This window comes from Rhodococcus sp. 852002-51564_SCH6189132-a (assembly GCF_001665495.1).
In the GTDB taxonomy this organism is placed as follows: Bacteria; Actinomycetota; Actinomycetes; order Mycobacteriales; family Mycobacteriaceae; genus Rhodococcus; species Rhodococcus pyridinivorans.
Map to the genome: position 1 here is coordinate 1 of NZ_LZMJ01000058.1, position 15,619 is coordinate 15,619.

Sequence of the window (15,619 nt, forward strand, 5' to 3'; positions counted from 1 at the left end):
CGGGGGGGGGGGGGCGGGGCGGCGCGACCCGCACCCCCGACGTGGCTCCCCGGGGGCCCGCCCGCCGGGGGGGTAACGGGGTCCTGGGGCCCCCCCGGGCGCCGACGAGCACCGGCGTTCCGCCCAGGACACCCATCGCGAAGGCGATGTTGCCGCCCACTCCGCCGCGCCGGACGACGAGGTCGTCGACGAGGAAGCTCAGGGAGATGTGCGCGAGCTGGTCGGCGAGCAGCTGCTCGGCGAACCGGCCGGGAAAGCGCATGAGGTGGTCGGTGGCGATGGAGCCGGTCACGGCGATAGTCACGTGGCTGAGCCTTTCCGCGGATGTCGATGGTGTGGCTGCTCACACGGAGAGCCGGAGCGGTCCCACGGTACTACCGCGGAAACGACGGAACCCCGGCGCCGTGAAGCGCCGGGGTTCCGAGGTGCGTTCTCGGTTCAGTTGAACGAGTCGCCGCAGGCGCACGACCCCGTGGCATTCGGGTTGTCGATGGTGAAGCCCTGCTTCTCGATGGTGTCGACGAAGTCGATCGACGCACCCTCGACGTACGGCGCGCTCATCCGGTCGACGGCGAGCGTCACACCGGCGAATTCTTTCGTGAGGTCGCCGTCCAGCGTGCGGTCGTCGAAGAACAGCTGGTACCGCAGACCGGCACAGCCTCCGGGCTGCACGGCGATACGCAGTGCGAGGTCGTCGCGGCCCTCCTGATCGAGCAGTGCCTTCGCCTTCGCAGCGGCGGCCTCGGTCAGGATGACGCCGTGAGTATCGGTCTCTTGCTGCACAGTCATGGGCGCTCCCTGTCGTTCGTGTCGAAACCCGATGGTTCAACGGTACCGCGCCGGAATCTATTCCTCGTGGACGAGTTGCGCCGAGCGTGGTATGGCGTGCGGAATTTCCCGCTTCTCTCCACTATCCCATAGCCTGGTGGTGTGAAGTTGCTACGCCGCGGTGGTTCCGACGACTCCGCCGATCACCAGGTTCCTGCGACCGAGGACTCCCCGGCCGCGACTCCCGACGATTCCGCGTCCGCGAAGGCGACGACCGGTAAGGGGCGTCCGACGCCCAAACGGCGCGACGCCGAGAACCGTCGTCGCGGTCCCGTCGCCCCCGCTCCCCTGACTGCGAAGGAAGCCCGCGAGCGCCGCAAGGCCGCGCGCAAGTCGCAGAGCAAGGAGGAGCGCAAGGCGGCCGCCGCGCAGCGTCGCGCCGACGCGTCCGAGCGTCGCAACCGGATGCTCGCGGGCGAGGAGAAGTACCTGCTCCCCCGCGACCGCGGCCCGGTGCGCGCCTACGTGCGCGACATCGTCGACAGCCGGCGCAATCTCGTCGGCCTGTTCATGCCGCTCGCGCTCGTGCTCATCATGTCGATGTTCCTCGGGCCGGTGGTGCAGCAGTACGTCACGCTCGCGATGTTCGTGATGATGTTCCTGATGATCATCGAGGGCATCTATCTCGGGCGAATGGTCAACAAGAAGGTGCGCGAGCGCTTCCCCGATTCGACCGACGGTGGCTTCGGCCTCGGCTGGTACGCCTTCGTGCGCGCCTCCCAGATCAAGAAGCTGCGTGCACCGCTCCCCCGGGTCGGCCCGGGGGACGCCGTCTGACCTCCCGGCGACCTCAGTTGTGAGGCGCCCCGCACACCACCGGCGGTAGCTCCGGATCTCGGCCGCGGCCTGCACGTCCTGCGACATGCGGTGCCGCGGCCGAGTCGTCCGTGCGGGGCGCTCCCAGTGGAGTCGCCAGGGCGCGCGCCGGACCCAGGCCGGCGCGGTAGCGGTCCGCCGGCGGAGCACCTCGAGACCGATGACCAGGGTGGACAGGACCAGGACGGTGACTGTGAGTTCGATCATGTCTCGATCCTCCGACCGAATCCGATCGCCGAGAAGTGGCAGTGATGACGCATAGCATCGGATTTCTGCCAGAGCGGGCGGTTGATAGCGTTCTCGCGTGAAGATCCGTCCGAGAGGTGACCTGTGACCAGCGGTTCCGATTCCCCCGCCGACGTCGAGTTCCCGCGCGTCGACCCACCCGATCTCGAAGCACGCGTCGCCGCCGAGGAACGCCAGCGGGATCTGACGAAACCCGCCCGCTCACTCGGACGGCTCGAGGAACTCGGGTGCTGGGTCGCCGCCTGTCAGGGCGAGGTCCCGCCCCATCCCTTCCGCCGACCGCGGGTCGTGGTCTTCGCAGGTGACCACGGCGTCGCGCGCAACGGGGTCTCGGCCTATCCGCCGGAGGTCACCGCGCAGATGGTGGCGAACCTGTCCGCGGGTGGCGCCGCCGTGAACGTGCTCGCCGCCGCCGCGGGCGCAGGAGTGCGGGTCGTCGACATGGCAGTCGAGAGCGACACCTCCCCCGAGGTGTCCGAGTTCAAGATCCGTCACTCGAGCGGCAGCATCGACCGCGAGGACGCGCTCACGCACGACGAGACGGTCCGCGCGATCGAGGCCGGCCGTGCGCTCGCCGACCGCGAGGTCGACGAAGGCGCCGATCTCCTCGTCGCGGGCGATATGGGGATCGGGAACACCACTCCTGCAACCGTTCTCATCGCCATCCTCACCTCCACCGAACCCGTGGCCGCGGTCGGCCGCGGCACCGGCGTCGACGACGCGGGGTGGATGCGCAAGGTCACCGCGATCCGCGACGCCATGTGGCGGGCGCGGCCCCACGTACGCAATCCCGTCGCCCTGCTGCGCACCGCCGGTGGCGCGGACTTCGCTGCGATGGCGGGATTCCTCGCGCAGGCCGCGGTCCGCCGGACGCCGGTGATCCTCGACGGCGTCGTCGTCACCGCTGCTGCGATGGTCGCCGAGGAACTCGCACCCGGCGCGGCACGCTGGTGGGTGTCCGGTCACCGGTCGGCCGAACCCGCCCACACCATCGCGCTGCGTCATCTCCGGCTCGAACCGATCGTCGACCTCGGTATGCGCCTCGGTGAGGGATCGGGAGCCGTGACGGCGCTGCCGGTGCTGCAAGGTGCGGTCGCGATTCTCGCGCAGATGGCCACCTTCTCCGAAGCGGGCGTGAGCACCCGCGACGAGAGCGCCCCGGCAAACGCCGACTGATGATCCGCGCCTGGCTCGGCGGGGTCGCGCTGGCCCTGTCGTGGTTGACGGTCCTGCCCGCGCGAGGCCCGACGGAGATCGACCGGACGGTCGCCGGACGTGCGATCTCCGTGGCGCCGATCGCCGGTGCCGTACTCGCCGCCGCGGCCACCGCCGTCTGCCTGATCGGTTCCGCCGTCGGGACGCCACCACTGGTGACGGGCCTGGTGTGTGTCGGGGTGCTGGCGGTCGGCACCCGCGGAATGCACGTCGACGGCCTGAGTGACACCGCCGACGGTCTCGGCTGCTACGGCCCGCCCGAGCGGGCGCGCGAGGTGATGCACAGCGGCGGCGCGGGTCCCTTCGGTGTGGCGGCGCTCGTCGTCGTCCTCGGTCTGCAGGCCGCCTCGTTCGGTGCGCTCGTCGACACCGACGCGTGGGGGGCGGTCGGGTTCGCGGTCTTCTCCGGACGTGTGGCCGTGGTCGTCGCGTGCCGGCGCGGTGTCCCGGCAGCGCCCGGCAGCGGCTTCGGCTCGCTCGTGGCGGGGACGCAGGGTGTCGTGCCGATCACGGTGTGGACGGTGGCCGCGGTGGCACTGTCGCTCGTGTGCCTGCCCGGTCCGCTCTGGGCGGGACCGCTCGTCGTCACGGTGGTGCTGGTCGCCTCGGTGCTTTTCGCCCGTCACTGCGTCGCGCGCTTCGGCGGCATGAACGGCGACGTGCTCGGCGCGGTCACCGAGGGCACGGTCTCTGCCGTCGCGGTGGCTGCGGCGGCCTTGTTCTAGATCGCACTGCGTCCGGAAACGACGAAGGGGTGCTGCCGGAAATCCGGCAACACCCCTTCGCGTTCGTGGCTACGTCACTTGCGCAGCGTCGTCATCCATCCGTGGGTGTCGGCGAAGGTACCGCGCTGGATGCCGGTCAGGGTGTCGCGCAGGGCCATCGTGATGGGGCCGGGCTCGCCGTCGGCGATGGTGAACTCGCCGTCCTTGTCCTTGACGCTGCCGACCGGCGTGATGACCGCGGCGGTACCGCACGCGAACACCTCGGTGATCTCACCGCTGCCGGCCTTCTCGCGCCACTCGTCGGTGCTGATGCGTCGCTCCTCGACCGAGAGACCGGAGTCCTTGGCGAGGGTGAGCAGCGAGTCGCGGGTGATGCCGGGGAGCAGCGAGCCGGACAGCTCCGGGGTGACCAGACGCGCGTCGGCACCGGACCCGTACACGAAGTACAGGTTCATGCCGCCCATCTCCTCGACGTACTTGCGCTCGATCGCGTCGAGCCAGACCACCTGGTCGCAGCCCTGCTCGGCAGCGTGCGCCTGCGCGACGAGCGAAGCCGCGTAGTTGCCGGCGAACTTCGCGGCGCCCGTGCCGCCCGGGGAGGCGCGCACGTACTCGCGGGAGAGCCACACGTTGACCGGCTTCACGCCGCGCGGGAAGTAGGCACCCGCCGGGGACGCGATGACGAGGAACTTGTATTCCTTCGCGGGCCGCACGCCGAGAGCCGGCTCGGTCGCGAAGGCGAAGGGACGCAGGTAGAGCGAATCCTCGCCGCCGGCGGCGGGAACCCACTCGTTGTCGACCTCGACCAGCTCGGTGATCGCCTTCACGAACAGCTCCGGCGGCAGGTACGGCATCGCGAGCCGCTCCGCGGACCGGTTCATGCGCGCGGCATTGGCGGTCACGCGGAACGACGCGATGCTGCCGTCGGCCTGCCGGTAGGCCTTGAGACCCTCGAAGATCGCCTGCCCGTAGTGCAGGACCATCGCGGCCGGGTCCAGGGATATCGGGGTGTACGGCTCGACTTTCGCGTCGTGCCAACCGATCCCGCCGGTGTAAGTGATCGACACCATGTGATCGGTGAAGTACTGCCCGAAACCGGGATTCGACAGAACCTCCTGGCGCCGCTCCGCAGAGCTCGGTGAAGGATGCTGGACGCGGGCGAATTCGAGGACACCTGTCATGGAGGACAATGGTACAACCGCCTGCAGAAGCCCTATCTGGTGTGGTCCTCGACGAACGGCGGAGCCACCACTTCGGCGCGCAGCGACCGTCCGCGCACGTCCACGCTCACTTCGTCGCCCGGTTCGAGTCCGGCGGCGGTGTCGAGGAGTGCGAGGGCGATGCCGATCTTGAGGGTCGGCGAGAAGGTGCCCGAGGTGGTCCGCCCTACCTCGTCACCGTCGCGACGCACGGTCAGGTCCTGACGCAGGACGCCGCGGTCGAGCGCCCGCAGGCCCCACAGTTTCCGTGCCGGGCCCGCCTCCTTCTCGCGGACCAGCGCGTCGCGACCCCAGAACTGCGGCTTCTTCCAGCCCACGGCCCAGCCGACCCGCGCTTCGAGCGGCGAGATGTCGACGGACAGCTCGTGCCCGTGCAGCGCGTAGCCCATCTCGGTGCGCAAGGTGTCGCGGGCGCCGAGACCGGCGGCCTGACCGCCCTGTGCGCGGACGGCGTCGAGCAGCGCGCGGAAGACACCTTCGGCGTCGTCCCAGCGCGGCAGCACCTCGTAGCCCCGTTCGCCGGTGTAGCCGCTGCGGCACACGCGCACCGGAGCACCCTCGTACTCGGCGTCGGCGAAGCCCATGTAGGCGATGTCGGTGGGCAGGCCGAGCGCCTCGAGGACCTCGACGGCCTTCGGCCCCTGGACGGCGAACACCGCGTGGTCGCGATGCTGGTTCGTCACTGTGACGCCGGCCGGTGCCGCGGCGGTCAGCGCCTCGACGACCGCTGCGGTGTTGGCCGCGTTCGGAACGAGGAAGAGCTCGTCGTCGGAGACGTGGTAGACGATCAGGTCGTCGACGACACCGCCGTTCTCGGTGCAGCACAGGGTGTACTGCGCCTTGCCGGGACCGATGCGGGTGAGGTCGTTGCTGAGCGTGGTGTTCAGGAACTGGGCGGCATCCGGTCCGGCGACGAGTGCCTTGCCCAGGTGGCTGACGTCGAACAGTCCCACGTTCTCGCGCACGGCCGTGTGCTCGGCGACCGTCCCTGCGTAGGAGACCGGCATCTCCCAGCCGCCGAACGGAGCGAAGGTCGCACCGAGTTCGACGTGCACGGTGTGGATGGGGCCCTGCTTCAGTTCCTCGTCGCTCATGGCGTACGACGCTATCCCACCGCCACCGTGTCCGACAGCGACGCCGGGCGTCGTTGTCATTAGGGTCGATTACATCGAGGCGATTCCCCTCGCACCGAACGACGCCGCAAGAGAACGACTCGCTCGTTCCCGACCAAGCTGCAAGGAGATGCCCTGTGAGTGCACCCACTCCCGATCTTCCCGAACTCGTTCTCGCCGGTTCGGTTTCCAAACGAGCCGATGTCCTGGTGATCGGCGTGACCTCCGCCGACGGCACCCCCGAGATCCTCGCGGGCGATGCCCCGATCGACGAAGCGGTTCTCGGCGAACTGCTCGACTCCCTGGTCGCCGTGGGCGCGAAGGGCCGCGGCGAGGAGCTCACCCGCGTGCCGGCGCCTGCCTCCCTGCCCGTGGCGAGCGTGCTCGCCGTCGGTCTCGGCGACGCCGACAAGATCGACGCCGAGCAGGTCCGCCGCTCCGCCGGTACCGCGGCGCGCGCACTGACAGGTGTGGAGACGGTCGCGACCACGCTGTCCGCCGTCGACCTCGGTGCCGCGGCGGAAGGTTTCGCGCTCGGCGCCTACACCTACACCGAGTTCCGGTCGGAGAAGTCCGCACCCAAGAAGGACGCGCAGGCGGTCGCGCGGGTGGAACTGCTCGTGCCTTCGACCCGCGACCGCGCGGCGAAGGCGGCGCTCTCCCGCTCCGTCGCGATCGCCGAGGCCGTCGCGACGGCCCGGAACTTCGTGAACACCCCGCCGAGCCACCTGTTCCCGGCCGAGTTCGCCGAGCGCGCGAAGGCACTCGGCGAGGCCGCCGGTCTGAAGGTCGAGATCCTCGACGAGAAGGTGCTCGAGAAGAAGGGCTTCGGCGGCATCGTCGGCGTCGGCAAGGGCTCGTCGCGTCCCCCGCGTCTCGTGCGCCTGTCCTACTCGTCGAAGAAGCGCAAGGCCCCGAAGGTCGCGCTCGTGGGCAAGGGCATCACCTTCGACACCGGCGGCATCTCCATCAAGCCCGCCGCCGGCATGGAGGCGATGACCTCCGACATGGCCGGCGCCGCCGCGGTCGTCGCGACCGTCGTGCTCGCCGCGAAGCTCGGTGTCGCCGCCGACGTCACCGCGACCGTGCCGATGGCCGAGAACATGCCGTCGTCGACCGCGCAGCGTCCGGGCGACGTGCTGACCCAGTACGGTGGAACCACCGTCGAGGTCATCAACACCGACGCCGAGGGTCGCCTGATCCTCGCCGACGCCATCGTGCGCGCATGCGAGGACGATCCCGACTACCTCATCGACACCGCGACCCTCACCGGCGCACAGATGGTCGCCCTCGGCACCCGGACGCCGGGCGTCATGGGTCACGACGAGTTCCGCGACCGCGTGGCCGCGCTGTCCCAGGAGGTCGGCGAGAACGGCTGGGCGATGCCCTTCCCGAAGGAACTGCGCGGTGATCTCGAGTCCCGCGTGGCCGACCTCGCGAACGTCTCCCCCCACCGGTGGGGCGGCATGCTCACGGCCGGCATCTTCCTGAAGGAGTTCGTCGCCGAGGGTGTGCAGTGGGCGCACATCGACGTCGCCGGCCCGGCCTTCAACACCGGCGGACCGTTCGGTTACGTCGGCAAGGGCGGCACCGGCGTGCCCGTGCGCACCATGCTCGCCGTGATCGAGGACATCGCCGCCAACGGATGATCTTCCGCACCGGTCCTCTCCCCGCCTGGCCCCGCCCGGGGCGAGGGAGAGGACCGGTGTGATCGGTAACAGCGGAACCCCGGTGTGAGGTGATCCGCCCCTCCCCGAACATCACCGAAAGATAGGTGCAAGGATGGGAGGGGCCATGCCCCGCCGGTATCGGCCCGACCGAACACGTGAACCAGCAGGCACGGGGTTCCTGGCCCGCGCACAATGGTCAACGACCACACAATGGTCGGCGACCACGAGTCGGTACAACTCAACACACACGAACACAACCGTCGAGGAGTCAACAGACATGGCCTTCTCCGTCCAGATGCCAGCGCTTGGTGAGAGCGTCACCGAGGGAACTGTCACGCGATGGCTCAAGCAGGAAGGAGACACGGTCGAAGTCGACGAGCCCTTGCTCGAAGTCTCCACGGACAAGGTCGACACCGAGATCCCGTCGCCTGCAGCCGGCGTGCTGGTCAAGATCGTCGCCCAGGAGGATGACACGGTCGAGATCGGTGGCGAACTGGCGGTGATCGGTGACGCCGGTGAGGAAGCCGGCGAAGAGTCCGCACCCGCCGCCGAAAAGGCACCGGCCGAAGAGGCTCCCGCGGAGGAGCCCGCCGCGGAGTCCGCCCCCGCGCAGCCCGCATCCTCGGGTGGTAGCGGCGAGGGCACCCCGGTCACCATGCCGGCACTGGGCGAGTCGGTCACCGAAGGCACCGTCACCCGCTGGCTCAAGGCCGTCGGCGACGAGGTCGCCGTGGACGAACCGCTCCTCGAGGTCTCCACCGACAAGGTCGACACCGAGATCCCCTCCCCGGTCGCCGGTATCCTCACCGAGATCACCGCTCAGGAGGACGAGACCGTCGAGGTCGGTGGACAACTCGCCGTCATCGGCAGCGAAGCCCCGGCCCAGCAGTCCGCTCCCGCCGAGCAGTCCGCGCCGAAGCAGGAGGCTCCGAAGCAGGAGACTCCGAAGCCCGCCGAGCAGAAGCCCGCCGCACAGCAGCAGGCCCCGAAGGTCGAGCAGGCCACCCCGGCTCCCGCACCGAAGCCGGTCGGGACCGCGGCGACGACCCCGAAGCCCGCGCCTCAGGAGGAGTCCACCCCGAGCGGTGCGACCCCGTACGTCACCCCGCTCGTGCGCAAGCTCGCCTCGCAGCACGGCGTCGACCTGTCGACGGTGAAGGGCACCGGTGTCGGTGGCCGCATCCGCAAGCAGGACGTCCTCGCTGCCGCCGAGGGTGGCAAGGCAGCCGGTGGCGAGCAGCAGAAGTCGGCCGCTCCGGCGAGTCCGGCTCCGGGTGTGCGCCCCGAGCTCGCCAAGCTGCGCGGAACGACCCAGAAGATCAACCGCATCCGCCAGATCACGGCGAAGAAGACCCTCGAGTCGCTGCAGACCACCGCGCAGCTCACCCAGACCTTCGAGGTCGACGTCACCAAGATCGCCCAGCTGCGGGCCCAGGCGAAGAAGGCGTTCTCCGAGCGCGAGAGCGTCAACCTCACCTTCCTGCCGTTCTTCGCCAAGGCCGTCGTCGAGGCACTGCGCGCGCACCCGAACGTCAACGCCTCCTTCGACGACAGCAAGAAGGAGATCACCTACCACGCGGCCGAGCACCTCGGCATCGCGGTGGACACCGAGCAGGGCCTGCTCTCCCCGGTGATCCACAACGCCGGCGACCTGTCGCTGGCCGAGCTCGCCCGCGCGATCGCCGACATCGCCGAGCGTGCCCGCAAGGGTGGTCTCAAGCCCGACGAGCTGGCCGGTGGCACCTTCACCATCACCAACATCGGTAGCCAGGGCGCGTTGTTCGACACCCCGATCCTCGTGCCGCCGCAGGCCGCGATGCTCGGAACCGGCGCCATCGTCAAGCGTCCGGTCGTGGTGATCGACGAGACCGGCAACGAGTCCATCGGCGTCCGCTCGATGTGCTACCTGCCGCTTACCTACGATCACCGCCTGATCGACGGTGCCGACGCGGGCCGCTTCCTCAAGACGATCAAGCATCGTCTCGAGGAGGGCGCGTTCGAGTCCGATCTGGGACTGTAGGTTTCCGGATCCGGACTATCCGTCCGACGACCTCCGACGGGGGCATCACCACTGCCGTGATGCCCCCGTCGGCGTCCGCGCCACAGCGGGTGCCCTCCCCCTGCGGTGCGGCGTAGAGTTCAGGAACATGAGTGATCCCTCGTCTTCCGCCCGTTCCGATTCGGCTCCCGTCGCCGTCGCATGTCTCGGAACCCTCGGTTATCTCGAGGCCTGGGAGAGGCAGCGCGAACTCGCGAACGAGCGCGCCGACGGCATCGGCGCCGACACCCTGCTCCTGCTCGAACACCCGCCCGTCTACACGGCCGGGCGCCGCACCGAGGACGGCGACCGCCCCACCGACGGCACGCCCGTCATCGACGTCGACCGCGGCGGCAAGATCACCTGGCACGGCCCCGGGCAGCTCGTGGGCTATCCCATCGTCAAGCTCGCCGAGCCGATCGACGTCGTCGGCTACGTGCGTCGCATCGAACAGGGCCTGATCCGCGTCTGTACCGACATGGGCCTGAACTGCGGCCGCGTGGAAGGACGCTCCGGCGTCTGGCTTCCCGCCGAGCTGCGCGACGGGCACTGGCTCCCCGAACGCAAGATCGCCGCGATCGGCATCCGGGTGCAACGTGGGGTCGCCATGCACGGCTTCGCACTCAACTGCAATTCGGCTCTCGACGCGTTCGACTCGATCGTCCCGTGCGGCATCCGCGACGCCGGAGTCGCGTCGCTCACCGGCGAACTCGGCCGGGAGGTCACCGTCGACGACGTGATCCCGGCCGTCACCGAGGCCGTCATCGCCGCTCTCGACGGCCGAATCCCCGTGACCGAGTGCGACATCGAGCGGGTCACCTTCGAGCACGCCGTCGGGACGTCCGGAATTCCCACCACCACCCCGGAATTCACGACACACCGGTTCTGAAGGGCGGTCGCACCCGCCGGGTCCGGGCAGGACCGGCGGCGTACGATCGAGTGCGTGACTGTGGCCCCAGAAGGACGCAAGCTGCTGCGGATCGAGACCCGAAACGCGCAGACGCCGATCGAACGCAAACCCAACTGGATCAAGACCCGGGCGAAGATGGGCCCGGAGTACACCGACCTCAAGGGCCTGGTGCGACGCGAAGGTCTGCACACGGTCTGTGAGGAAGCCGGTTGTCCCAACATCTACGAGTGCTGGGAAGACCGCGAGGCGACATTCCTCATCGGTGGCGAGCAGTGCACCCGTCGCTGCGACTTCTGCCAGATCGACACCGGTAAGCCCGCCGCGCTCGACCGCGACGAGCCGCGTCGTGTCGCCGAGTCGGTCCGCTCGATGGGTCTGCGCTACTCCACGATCACCGGCGTCGCCCGCGACGATCTGCCCGACGGCGGCGCATGGCTGTATGCCGAGACGGTGAAGCAGATCCACGCGCTCAACCCGGGCACCGGCGTCGAGAACCTCATCCCCGACTTCAACGGCAAGCCCGACCTGCTGCAGGAGGTCTTCGAGTCGCGTCCCGAGGTGCTCGCCCACAACGTCGAGACCGTGCCGCGGATCTTCAAGCGCATCCGTCCGGCCTTCCGCTACGAGCGGTCGCTCGACGTCATCCGGCAGGCCCGCGACTTCGGACTGGTCACCAAGTCCAACCTCATCCTCGGCATGGGCGAGACCCCCGAGGAGGTCACCGAAGCGCTGCACGACCTGCACGCCGCCGGCTGCGACATCATCACGATCACCCAATACCTGCGGCCCTCCCCGCTCCACCATCCGGTCGAGCGCTGGGTCAAGCCGCAGGAGTTCGTCGATCACTCCGAGACCGCCCGCGAGATCGGGTTCGCCGGTGTGATGGCCGGTCCGCTGGTGCGTTCGTCGTACCGCGCCGGTCGCCTGTACGCGCAGGCGATGGCCCACCACGGACGCGAACTTCCCGCCGACCAGGCGCATCTCGCCGAGGAGGGCACGGCGTCCCAGGAAGCCGGCGCCGTTCTCGCGCGCTTCGGCAACTGACCTCCCGCCGCTCGTCGCGGCAGGTCCTCAGGCGGCCCCGGTGGTGGTAAACGTGCCACCACCGGGGCCGTATCCTTGAGTACATGGCGAAGGGCAGCAAGACCGACAAGGAAGCGAAGGCCGCGGCGAAGGCCGCACGCAAACAGGCGTCGAAGGAGCGTCGAACCCAGCTGTGGCAGGCGTTCCAGATCCAGCGCAAGGAGGACAAGGCACTCCTGCCGTGGATGATCGGTGCCCTCGTCGGTTCGATCGTGGTGTTCTTCCTCGTCGGCCTGATCTTCGACATCCAGTGGTTCCTGCTGCCGGTCGGCATCCTCGTCGGCGTCCTGTTGGCCTTCATCATCTTCGGGCGCCGCGTGCAGAAGAGCGTGTACGCGAAGGCCGACGGCCAGGCCGGTGCGGCCGCGTGGGCGCTCGACAACCTGCAGGGCGCGTGGCGCGTGAGCCAGGCGGTCGCGGGCACCACCCAGCTCGACGCCGTGCACCGCGTCATCGGACGTCCCGGCATCATCCTCGTCGGTGAGGGCAACCCCGGTCGCGTGAAGGGCCTGATGGCCCAGGAGAAGAAGCGGGTCGCGCGTCTCGTCGGCGACACCCCGATCTACGAGTTCGTCGTCGGCAACGAGGAGGGCCAGATCCCGCTCTCCCAGCTGCAGAAGCGTCTGAACAAGCTGCCCCGCAACATCGACACCAAGCGGATGGACACCATCGAAGGTCGCCTGTCGGCGCTGAGCACGAAGAAGTCCGGGCCGGCCATGCCCAAGGGCCCGCTTCCCGCCGGCGCGAAGATGCGCAGCGTGCAGCGCACCATGCGCCGCCGCTGATCTTCCGAACTACGCCGAAGGCCGCCTCTCGTCCCGGGGACGAAGGCGGCCTTCGGTGTATGCGGAGAAGCTTGCGGGTGGTCGCGGTCAGCGCGAACGGACGCCTGCGCGTCAGCGCGAACGGACGCCTGCGCGTCAGCGCGAACGGACGACCGCGCGTCAGCGCGAACGGACGACCGCGGTGCCCGTGGCGCGATCCTGCAGGCCGCGACCGTCGATGTCGGTGACGAGCGCCGGGGCGATGAACACCAGCAGCACCTGACGTGCGAGCGCGCGCACGATGCCGACCCGCGCGGGGGCGTCCACCCGCACGACCTGCAGCCCGGCGACGAACTGTCCGGGGGTGAACGAGAACAGGCTCACGCATCCCACGCCCACCACGAACCAGATGATGAGGGTGTACGACGACAGCAGCGGGCTCTCGAGCGGGTTGCCCCCGACGAGGCCGGCGGCGATCGCCATGGACATGAACCAGTCGACCGCGAGGGCGAGTACCCGGCGGACGGTGGGCACCATGGAGCCGGGGCCGTGTTCGGGGAGGCCGAGCAGTTGCCCGGGATAGTCCTGCTCCTGCTGGAGACCTTTGGGAAGCGCCGCAGCAGGCCCGGAAAGCCAACTGCCCGTCATGCGTGCCATGGCACCAGGATAAGCTCTCATGGGCGGACCAGCGTCGACCCGTGTTGGCCGCGGTGACTTATACCACCTTTTCGACCTCACAGCAGGACGAAAGCATGTGTAACACCCGCGAAACATAGGCTTGATGGACGGGCAACACCAGATCCATAACGTCTGATCCGACGCAGGCGCCCAGCACCCATGGCGCGCACCGACTGAAGGAGCACAAGCGTGGCGTTCACCACGGCCGAAGAGGTCATCAAGTACATCGCGGAAGAGAACGTCGAGTACGTCGATATCCGCTTCACGGACCTGCCCGGCATCGAACAGCACTTCTCGATCCCGGCGAAGGCGTTCAACGAGGACGTCTTCGAGGACGGCCTGGCATTCGACGGATCCTCCGTGCGGGGTTTCCAGTCCATCCACGAGTCGGACATGCTCCTGCTCCCCGATGTGACGACCGCCCGCATCGATCCCTTCCGCGCCGCCAAGACCCTGAACGTCAGCTTCTTCGTCCACGATCCGTTCACCCGTGAGTCCTACAGCCGCGACCCCCGCAACGTCGCGCGTAAGGCCGAGGAATACCTGATCAGCACCGGCATCGCCGACACCGCCTTCTTCGGTGCCGAGGCCGAGTTCTACATCTTCGACTCCGTCTCCTACGACTCGAAGATGAACGGCGCGTTCTACGAGCTCGATTCGATCTCCGGCTCGTGGAACACCGGCGCCGAGTACAACGCCGACGGCACCCCGAACCGCGGCTACAAGGTCCGCCCGAAGGGTGGCTACTTCCCCGTCGCTCCGTACGACCACTACGTCGACCTGCGCGACGAGATCTCCACCAACCTGCAGCTCGCCGGCTTCGAGCTCGAGCGCGGCCACCACGAGGTGGGCACCGGCGGCCAGGCCGAGATCAACTACAAGTTCAACACGCTGCTCTCCGCAGCCGACGACCTGCAGCTGTTCAAGTACATCGTCAAGAACACGGCGTGGAAGAACGGCAAGACCGCCACCTTCATGCCGAAGCCGCTCTTCGGCGACAACGGCTCGGGCATGCACGTGCACCAGTCGCTGTGGAAGGACGGCAAGCCGCTGTTCCACGACGAGTCCGGCTACGCGGGTCTGTCCGACCTCGCCCGCTGGTACATCGGCGGCATCCTCCACCACGCGCCGTCGCTGCTCGCCTTCACGAACCCGACGATCAACTCGTACCACCGTCTGGTGCCGGGCTACGAGGCTCCGATCAACCTCGTGTACAGCCAGCGCAACCGTTCGGCCGCCGTGCGTATCCCGATCACGGGCAACAACCCGAAGGCCAAGCGTCTCGAGTTCCGCGCTCCCGACTCCTCGGGTAACCCCTACCTGAACTTCGCGGCGCAGATGATGGCCGGCCTCGACGGCATCAAGAACAAGATCGAGCCGCTCGCTCCGGTCGACAAGGACCTCTACGAGCTCCCGCCGGAGGAGGCCAAGAACATCCCGCAGGCCCCCACCAGCCTGTCGGCCGTGATCGACAACCTCGAGCGCGACCACGAGTACCTCACCGAGGGCGGTGTCTTCACCACCGACCTCATCGAGACCTGGATTTCGCTCAAGCGCGAGCAGGAGATCGCTCCGGTCAACCTGCGTCCGCACCCCTACGAGTTCCAGCTGTACTTCGACTGCTGAGTCGAGTCCGGTAAGAGAGGCCGTCCGTCCCTTCCGGGACGGGCGGCCTCTCGCCTTGTCTGCGCCCTTCCTCTCCGGCATCCTCGCGCGCCGAAACGGGGTTCGCCCCTGCTGCAGCAGTAGCAAGCCCCGGTTCGGCGCGCGAGATGCGTTCGTTCGTCATCGAATCCCGCGAAATCGCGACCGGTTCCAGAAAAGTGGTCCATAGTGGGCACGTGCCCTCGACGCGGGAATTCTCCGAGCGGTTACGCGCCGCCGGTCTTCGCGTGACCCGGCAGCGTCTGGCGGTGCTCGATGCGGCGCACGAGCACCCGCACGCCGATGCCGATCGCATCTTCGACGCGGTCGGCGCCGTCGTTCCCGGCATCGGTCGGCACACCGTGTACGACATCCTTCACGCACTCTCGGCACACGGCCTGCTCCGACGAATCCGGCCCGCAGGTTTCCACGCGCGGTACGAGGTGCGTGTCGGCGACAGTCATCACCACCTCGTCTGCCGGTCCTGCGCCGTGATCTCGGATGTCGACCACACCATCGGCGACTCGCGTTGCCTGTCACCGGTGGACGACGCAGGTTTCGACGTCGACGAGGCGGACGTCGTCTTCTGGGGCCTGTGCCGCGACTGTTCGACAGACGATCCACGACAACAGCCCTGAATCGGTCCGATCGACCCTGATCCGGAAGGAAA

14 protein-coding genes and 1 pseudogene are annotated in these 15,619 nt (G+C 68.7%); 10 read left to right on the forward strand and 5 right to left on the reverse strand.

Going from position 1 to position 15,619, the window contains the following annotated elements; all coding sequences use genetic code 11:
• Nucleotides 1-304, reverse strand: a pseudogene (locus A5767_RS13810) (hypothetical protein); the annotation flags it as partial.
• 134 nt (nt 305-438) lie between these two features.
• A complete protein-coding gene (locus tag A5767_RS13815) occupies nt 439-789 on the reverse strand; it encodes a HesB/IscA family protein (protein WP_006554400.1) in 351 nt (116 codons plus the stop codon).
• Nucleotides 790-930: 141 nt separating this feature from the next.
• On the opposite strand from A5767_RS13815, the gene A5767_RS13820 reads away from it, so the two are divergent.
• The 3 genes from A5767_RS13820 (at nt 931) to A5767_RS13830 (ending at nt 3,830) form a co-directional block, all read left to right on the forward strand.
• Complete coding sequence (locus A5767_RS13820; RefSeq protein WP_016693856.1) at nt 931-1,605, forward strand: DUF3043 domain-containing protein; 675 nt, start codon at nt 931-933, stop codon at nt 1,603-1,605.
• Between the two features lie 369 nt (nt 1,606-1,974).
• Entirely contained in the window at nt 1,975-3,066 is a 1,092-nt protein-coding gene (gene cobT / locus A5767_RS13825; RefSeq protein ID WP_006554402.1) for a nicotinate-nucleotide--dimethylbenzimidazole phosphoribosyltransferase, read from the forward strand.
• Complete coding sequence (locus A5767_RS13830) at nt 3,066-3,830, forward strand: adenosylcobinamide-GDP ribazoletransferase (protein WP_039585172.1); 765 nt, start codon at nt 3,066-3,068, stop codon at nt 3,828-3,830. The genes cobT and A5767_RS13830 overlap by 1 nt, the downstream gene beginning before the upstream one ends.
• 74 nt (nt 3,831-3,904) lie before the next feature.
• Here A5767_RS13830 and A5767_RS13835 read toward each other — a convergent pair whose 3' ends face one another.
• Together A5767_RS13835 and gcvT are read right to left on the reverse strand one after the other, a co-directional pair.
• Nucleotides 3,905-5,011: a branched-chain amino acid aminotransferase gene (locus A5767_RS13835; RefSeq protein WP_006554404.1), complete on the reverse strand. Its 1,107-nt coding sequence runs from the start codon at nt 5,009-5,011 to the stop codon at nt 3,905-3,907.
• Between the two features lie 32 nt (nt 5,012-5,043).
• A complete protein-coding gene (gene gcvT, locus A5767_RS13840; RefSeq protein WP_033097582.1) occupies nt 5,044-6,144 on the reverse strand; it encodes a glycine cleavage system aminomethyltransferase GcvT in 1,101 nt (366 codons plus the stop codon).
• A gap of 155 nt (nt 6,145-6,299) precedes the next feature.
• Between gcvT and A5767_RS13845 the strand changes: the two genes are divergently transcribed.
• From A5767_RS13845 to A5767_RS13865, 5 genes are all read left to right on the forward strand, one after another.
• The gene (locus tag A5767_RS13845) at nt 6,300-7,811 is read left to right on the forward strand and encodes a leucyl aminopeptidase (RefSeq protein ID WP_064852521.1); all 1,512 of its coding nucleotides are present in this window, start codon (nt 6,300-6,302) and stop codon (nt 7,809-7,811) included.
• Nucleotides 7,812-8,109: 298 nt separating this feature from the next.
• Complete coding sequence (gene sucB / locus A5767_RS13850; protein ID WP_039585168.1) at nt 8,110-9,852, forward strand: 2-oxoglutarate dehydrogenase, E2 component, dihydrolipoamide succinyltransferase; 1,743 nt, start codon at nt 8,110-8,112, stop codon at nt 9,850-9,852.
• Between the two features lie 127 nt (nt 9,853-9,979).
• Nucleotides 9,980-10,759: a lipoyl(octanoyl) transferase LipB gene (gene lipB, locus A5767_RS13855; RefSeq protein ID WP_064852522.1), complete on the forward strand. Its 780-nt coding sequence runs from the start codon at nt 9,980-9,982 to the stop codon at nt 10,757-10,759.
• Nucleotides 10,760-10,813: 54 nt separating this feature from the next.
• Nucleotides 10,814-11,824, forward strand: coding sequence for a lipoyl synthase (gene lipA / locus A5767_RS13860; protein WP_006554408.1), 1,011 nt, complete (start codon nt 10,814-10,816; stop codon nt 11,822-11,824).
• 83 nt (nt 11,825-11,907) lie between these two features.
• Nucleotides 11,908-12,648, forward strand: coding sequence for a DUF4191 domain-containing protein (locus tag A5767_RS13865; protein ID WP_006554409.1), 741 nt, complete (start codon nt 11,908-11,910; stop codon nt 12,646-12,648).
• A gap of 159 nt (nt 12,649-12,807) precedes the next feature.
• Here A5767_RS13865 and A5767_RS13870 read toward each other — a convergent pair whose 3' ends face one another.
• The gene (locus A5767_RS13870) at nt 12,808-13,284 is read right to left on the reverse strand and encodes an RDD family protein (RefSeq protein ID WP_033097791.1); all 477 of its coding nucleotides are present in this window, start codon (nt 13,282-13,284) and stop codon (nt 12,808-12,810) included.
• A gap of 210 nt (nt 13,285-13,494) precedes the next feature.
• On the opposite strand from A5767_RS13870, the gene glnA reads away from it, so the two are divergent.
• On the forward strand, nt 13,495-14,931 hold the full coding sequence (gene glnA, locus A5767_RS13875; RefSeq protein ID WP_006554411.1) for a type I glutamate--ammonia ligase: 1,437 nt from the start codon (nt 13,495-13,497) through the stop codon (nt 14,929-14,931).
• Between the two features lie 215 nt (nt 14,932-15,146).
• Entirely contained in the window at nt 15,147-15,587 is a 441-nt protein-coding gene (locus A5767_RS13880) for a Fur family transcriptional regulator (RefSeq protein WP_064852529.1), read from the forward strand.
• Nucleotides 15,588-15,619: the final 32 nt, after the last annotated feature.

Coding starts and splice junctions, on each gene's coding strand:
- gcvT (WP_033097582.1), bottom strand. CDS start 6,144: ATGAGCGACGAGGAACTGAAGCAGGGCCCCATCCACACCGTGCACGTC.
- A5767_RS13870 (WP_033097791.1), bottom strand. CDS start 13,284: ATGGCACGCATGACGGGCAGTTGGCTTTCCGGGCCTGCTGCGGCGCTT.
- sucB (WP_039585168.1), top strand. CDS start 8,110: ATGGCCTTCTCCGTCCAGATGCCAGCGCTTGGTGAGAGCGTCACCGAG.
- A5767_RS13830 (WP_039585172.1), top strand. CDS start 3,066: ATGATCCGCGCCTGGCTCGGCGGGGTCGCGCTGGCCCTGTCGTGGTTG.
- lipB (WP_064852522.1), top strand. CDS start 9,980: ATGAGTGATCCCTCGTCTTCCGCCCGTTCCGATTCGGCTCCCGTCGCC.
- A5767_RS13835 (WP_006554404.1), bottom strand. CDS start 5,011: ATGACAGGTGTCCTCGAATTCGCCCGCGTCCAGCATCCTTCACCGAGC.
- A5767_RS13865 (WP_006554409.1), top strand. CDS start 11,908: ATGGCGAAGGGCAGCAAGACCGACAAGGAAGCGAAGGCCGCGGCGAAG.
- A5767_RS13815 (WP_006554400.1), bottom strand. CDS start 789: ATGACTGTGCAGCAAGAGACCGATACTCACGGCGTCATCCTGACCGAG.